The sequence below is a fragment of the Roseisolibacter sp. H3M3-2 genome (assembly GCF_029211165.1).
Classification (GTDB): domain Bacteria; phylum Gemmatimonadota; class Gemmatimonadetes; order Gemmatimonadales; family Gemmatimonadaceae; genus Roseisolibacter.
In genome coordinates, this window is the sequence record NZ_JARGEK010000328.1 from 1 (window position 1) to 5537 (window position 5537).

Here is a 5537-nt window from a genome sequence, read left to right on the forward strand (position 1 = left end):
CCTAAGACCGCTTGGCCCTCCGACTTCCGGCGCCCGCCCCGCCCCGCCCCCTCCCCGCCGTGGCGACGCCGACGACCACCGCCAGCGGCAACACCGTGACGCCGGGCGCCGGCGCCGGCGAGCGCTCGGGGGTCGGCAGCATCGCCGCCGGCACCACGCTGGCGCTGACGTCGAACAGCCGCGTCTGCACCAACACCAACCAGGTCGGCGACCGCTTCACCGCCACCGTCAGCGACGCGGTGACCGGCGAGAACGGCGCGCGCATCCCGGCGGGCGCGACGGCGACGGTCGAGATCACGAAGCTGGACCGCAGCGAGAACGTGCGCGACAAGATCGAGATGGGCTTCCGGGTCGTGTCGCTGACGTTCGGCGGACGCACCTACGCGGTCGACGCGGCCACCGAGAGCGCCGACGTGAGCCGCGTGCGCAACCAGCCGTCCAGCAAGGACCGCCAGAAGGTCATCGGCGGCGCGATCGTCGGCGCGATCGCCGGGCAGGTGATCGGCAAGGACACCAAGGGGACGATCATCGGCGCCGCCACCGGCGCGGCGGCGGGCGCGGCCACGGCTGCGGCGACGGCCAACTTCGAGGGGTGCCTGAACGACGGCGCCCGGCTGGCGATCCGCCTGACCGACGCGGTGCAGGTCCGCATCTGACCGGCGCGACCTGACGCGGTCGCAAGGATCGTCCGGACGGGGGGTGGCGGCTCGCCACCCCCCGTCGCGTATTCCATGAGACGGCTGTCACGCCCGGGCTTGCGCACCCGCCCGCCCGGGGCGAACGTCGAAGGGCTCCCCCCTCTCCATCCGTCCGGGGCGACTTGCCAGAGACCGCCGCCCGCGCCTGCCCGAACTGCAAGACCCCGCTGCCGACGTACGCCGCGTTCTGCTACGCGTGCGGCGCGGCGACCCCCGCCGGGATCGACCGGACGACGGGGGAGTTCGTGGTCCCCGAGACCTCCGGGATCACGATGGACGAGGTCCTGCTCAAGCTGCGCCGCCTGCTGGGCCCGACGTACGAGCTCGGCGCGCGCATCGGCGCCGGCGGGTTCGCCGAGGTCTTCCTCGCCAAGGACCTGCGGCTGAAGCGCGAGGTGGCGGTGAAGGTGACCCGCCCCGACTTCGCGCTCAACGCGCAGATGATGCAGCGCTTCCGGCGCGAGGCGGAGGTCATCGCCGCGCTCCGGCACCCGCACATCATGCCGATCTACGACATCGGCGAGGCGGACGGGATCGCGTACATCGTCATGCCGTACATCCGCGGCGAGTCGCTGAAGGCGCGCCTCGACCGCGACGGCAAGGTGCCGACCGAGCTGGCGCGGCGCATCCTGCTGCAGGTGGGCGACGCGCTGCACGAGGCGCACGCGGCGGGCGTCGTGCACCGCGACGTGAAGCCGGACAACGTCATGCTCGACCGGCGCGAGGACCAGGTCCTCCTGATGGACTTCGGCATCGCCAAGGCCGCCGAGGCCAGCGCCGACGGGAGCTCGATCTCGCTGACGAGCACGGGGCTCGTCATGGGGACGCCGCACTACATGAGCCCCGAGCAGGCGGCGGGGGAGCGCACGGTCGACGCGCGCGCCGACCAGTACGCGCTCGCCGTCGTCGCGTACCGCATGATCGCCGGCGCGCTGCCGTTCGACGGGCCGAGCGTGCGCGCGATCCTCGCCAAGCAGCTGGTCGGCGCCGCGACGCCGCTGCGCCAGGCCGCGCCCGACGCGCCCCCCGCGCTGGCGATGGCGATCGAGCGCGCGATGTCGAAGGACCCGGACGACCGCTACCCGACGGTGAAGGCGTTCCTCGACGCGGTGCGCGCCGACCCGCACTACGCCGCCGAGGTGCTGCGCACGACCGGGGGCGTGCCCCCGTACACGCCGCACGCCGCGGTGCCCGCCGTCGCCGCCACGTCGGGCGCGCGCTCCTGGCTCTGGATGGCGGCGACGCTGCTCATCGTCGGCGGCGTGGGCGCGGCGTTCTGGCTGTCGACCGGCAACCGCACCGCGACCACCGCCGCGCTCACCGCCGACACGGCGGGCGGCGGCGCCCGCCCCGACACGCTGGGCGGGCTGGCGGCGGGGGCGGGCGCGGCCAACGGCGGCGACGACGCCGTCGTCGACTCGGCGGCCGTGGCGGCGGCGACGCCCGCGGACAGCGCGGCGCTCGCCGACTCGGCGACGCTCGCGCTGCGCCGCGACAGCGCCGACGTGCGGAAGGCGGGGCTCGCGTACGGGACGCCGGCGGCGCTGGCGTACCTCAAGGGGCTGGCGCTGCACCGGCAGCGGAGCTGCGAGAGCCGCGCGGCGTCGGCGACCAGCGCCACCCGCGGCGTGGACGCGACGCTCGCCTGCGCGGCGGCGCTGCGCCAGACCCCCGACCGCCCGACGCTGCAGCGCGCCCTCGGCACGCTGGCGGAGCGGGCGGGGAAGCTCGACTCGGCGGCCGCGTACTACCAGCTGGCGAGCGACCGCGGCGACGTCGAGTCGACCAACCGGCTGTTCCAGCTCGTGGACCAGGGGCGCGTCGCCGGCGACGCCGCGCGCGCCGCCGCGCTGCTGCGCAAGGCGGCCGACGCCGGCAACGTCCCCGCGCAGCGCGAGCTGGCGGGCCGCCTCGCGCGCGGCGCGCCGGGGATCGCCAAGGACGAGGGGAGCGCGCTGACGTGGTACGGGCGCGCGGCCGGCGCCGGCGACGCGGCGTCGATGCTGGCGCTCGGCAACATGTACAAGGACGGCCGCGGCGTCCGGAAGAGCGAGGCCGACGCGGTGAACTGGTGGCAGAAGGCGGCCGCGCAGGGCGACACCGCCGCGCAGTATCGGCTCGGCATGGCGTACCTGCGAAACGAGGGCGTACCCGAGGCGCGGCGTGACCAGCGCGAGCTGCGCGACAGCCTCGCGCTCCAGTGGCACCGGCGCGCCGCCGAGCGGGGGCACGGCGGCAGCCAGTACGAGCTGCGCAAGCGCGGCAAGTGGCAGTGAGCGGGGCGTGAACGCACGACGGGCCGCGGTGGCGATCACCGCGGCCCGTCTCGCGTCCCGGCGCGTCGCGGTCAGTACCCGACCGCCGCCCCCACCGAGCGCGGCTCGCTCACCCCCTCCCAGCCGCCGCGCACGCGCATGACCGCGTTGACGTTCACCAGGCTGCCGCGCATCTGCAGCCCGTGCCCCATCGCTCGGAGCGAGTCGAGCGACGCCGGCGACATCCCGTTGCGCTCGTAGACGATCGAGTCGGGGAGCGCCTGGTGGTGGATGCGCGGCGCGCGCATCGCGTCGGCGAGCGTCATGCGGTGGTCGATCACGTTCAGGATCACCTGCGTGGTCCCCGAGATGATCGTCGGCCCGCCCGCCGCGCCCGCGACCAGCAGCACCTGCCCCTGCGGGTCGAGCACGATGCTCGGCGTCATCGACGACAGCGGGCGCTTGCCCGGCTCCACGCGGTTCTGCTCCCCCTCGATCAGCCCGAACGCGTTGGGCTTCCCGGGCGCCGTCGCCAGGTCGTCCATCTCGTCGTTGAGGAAGAAGCCCGCGCCGGCCACGTACACCCCCGAGCCGTAGCCGAGGTTGAGCGTGGTCGTCGTGCTGACCGCGTTGCCGAGGCGGTCGACCACCGAGTAGTGCGTGGTGTGCAGCCCCGTCGGCGCCTGCTGCATCGGCGGCGTGCGCGACGCGCGCGCCGGGTCGATCGTCCCCGCGAGCTGGCGCGCGTACGCCTTGCTGGTCAGCTCGGCCATCGGCACCGTGCAGAACGCGGGGTCGCACAGCTTCGTGTTGCGGTCGATGAAGGCGCGCCGCTCCGCCTCCGCCAGCAGGTGCGCGTAGGCGACGCTGCCGAAGCTCGGGAGCGTGTCGCGCGTCTCGAGCATGTGCAGGATCGCGAACGAGGTCGTGCCGCCGCTCGACACCGGGGGCATGCCGATGACGGTGTGCCCGCGGTACGTCGTGCGCAGCGGGTCGCGCCAGATCGCGCGGTACTGCGCCAGGTCCTGCTTCGTGATCAGCCCCCCGCCGCGCTGCATCTCGGCCACCAGCAGGTCGGCCGTTTCCCCCTCGTAGAACTCGCGCGCGCCCTTGTCGGCGATCCGGCGCAGCGTGCGCGCGAGGTCGGCCTGCACGAGGCGCGAGCCCGGGCGCAGCGGCTGCCCGCCGGGGAAGAAGAGCGACGCCCCCGCGAACCGCGTGATGTTCGCGCTGTCGCCGCGCAGCCCGCGGGTGAACGCGCTGTCGATGACGAAGCCCTCCTCGGCGAGGCGGATCGCGGGGGCGAGCACCTCGGCCAGCGACTTGGTGCCGAACTTGGCCAGCGCCTCCGACATCCCCATCACCGCGCCCGGGACGCCGACGGCGAGGTGCCCGACGCGGCTGCGGTCGGTCGGCTGGCCGGCGGCGTCGAGGAACATGTTCCGCGTCGCGGCCAGCGGCGCGACCTCGCGGTAGTCGATCGTGGCCGAGCGCCCGTCGGCCAGGCGGATGACCATGAAGCCGCCGCCGCCGATGTTGCCGGCCACCGGGTAGGTCACCGCCAGCGCGTAGCCCACCGCGACGGCGGCGTCGACCGCGTTGCCGCCGCGGCGGAGGATCTCGACCCCGGCCTCGCTGGCGTGGCGGCTGTTGCTCGCGATCATCGCGTTGCGCGCGAACTCGGCGCTCGTGCCGGGGCGGAAGCGCCAGTCGGCGGGGAAGACGGCCGGGCGGCGGGCGGTCATCCCGTCGGCGGGCGCGGGCTCGCGGCGGCCGAGCGAGAGCGCCGCGCAGCCGGCGACGAGCGGGAGCAGGAGCGCCAGGCGCGGCGCGCGGAGCGGACGGGACGGGAGCGGCATGCGGCGCTGGGGACGGGACGGGGGCGGGGCCGGGGACGCGTGACGGCGCCTAGCGGCGCCCGCCGGAGCCGATGCGGACGGTGAGGCGGGTGACGCGCTGCTGCGTGAGGGCGCTGGTCCCGCCGGGGAGGAAGTCGCGCTGGTGCGACACGATGCCGAACTCCTGCACGAGCGCGACCGCGGCCCGCGGCGACAGCCCGAAGCCGATGCCGTAGGCCGCGGAGGCGTGCAGGTCGGTGTCGCGCGCGGGGAGGAGCGCCTCGCCGCCGTCGCGGCGGAGCCGGCGCACCTGCTGGACGCCGGCGGCCAGCTCGATCACCTGGTGCAGCCCGCGCCCGCCGCCGAGGCGGCCGAGCGCGGTCAGCGACATCAGGTCGGCCGAGCCCTGGCAGCTCCCCGCGCACGCGGTGGCGGGCGCGTCGGCGAGGCCGAGCGTGCTCACGACGGTCGGGACGGCCGGCGCCCAGGTCCCCTGCACGCCGACAGTCGTCGACGGGGCCACCACGGTCTCGAGCGTGGCGCGGTACTGGATCGCGTTGCCGAAGTCCCAGCGCGCGTTGGTGCGCCCGTCGCGGATCGACTCGGCCTGGAACAGCCCGGCGCTCGCCGAGGCCCAGACCGACGGCTCGGCCGAGCGCGCGGCGGCGCGCGGGCGCGGGATCGGCTGCGCGCCGGCGGCGGGCGCGGCGGCCGAGACGGCGGCCATCGCGGCGGCCGCGACGACG

3 protein-coding genes and 1 pseudogene are annotated in these 5537 nt (G+C 75.9%); 2 read left to right on the plus strand and 2 right to left on the minus strand.

The window, feature by feature from the left end; translation table 11 throughout:
• The first annotated feature begins 59 nt into the window (after nt 1-59).
• Nucleotides 60-656 carry a YMGG-like glycine zipper-containing protein gene (locus PYV61_RS20170; RefSeq protein ID WP_275834990.1) on the plus strand — a complete coding sequence of 199 codons (597 nt, stop codon included), beginning with the start codon at nt 60-62 and terminating at the stop codon, nt 654-656.
• A gap of 164 nt (nt 657-820) precedes the next feature.
• Nucleotides 821-2974, plus strand: coding sequence for a protein kinase (locus tag PYV61_RS20175; protein ID WP_275834992.1), 2154 nt, complete (start codon nt 821-823; stop codon nt 2972-2974).
• 71 nt (nt 2975-3045) lie between these two features.
• Here PYV61_RS20175 and ggt read toward each other — a convergent pair whose 3' ends face one another.
• Both ggt and PYV61_RS20185 read right to left on the minus strand, forming a co-directional pair.
• The gene (ggt, locus tag PYV61_RS20180) at nt 3046-4812 is read right to left on the minus strand and encodes a gamma-glutamyltransferase (protein WP_275834994.1); all 1767 of its coding nucleotides are present in this window, start codon (nt 4810-4812) and stop codon (nt 3046-3048) included.
• 49 nt (nt 4813-4861) lie between these two features.
• Nucleotides 4862-5537 (minus strand): annotated as a pseudogene (locus PYV61_RS20185) (hypothetical protein); the annotation flags it as partial.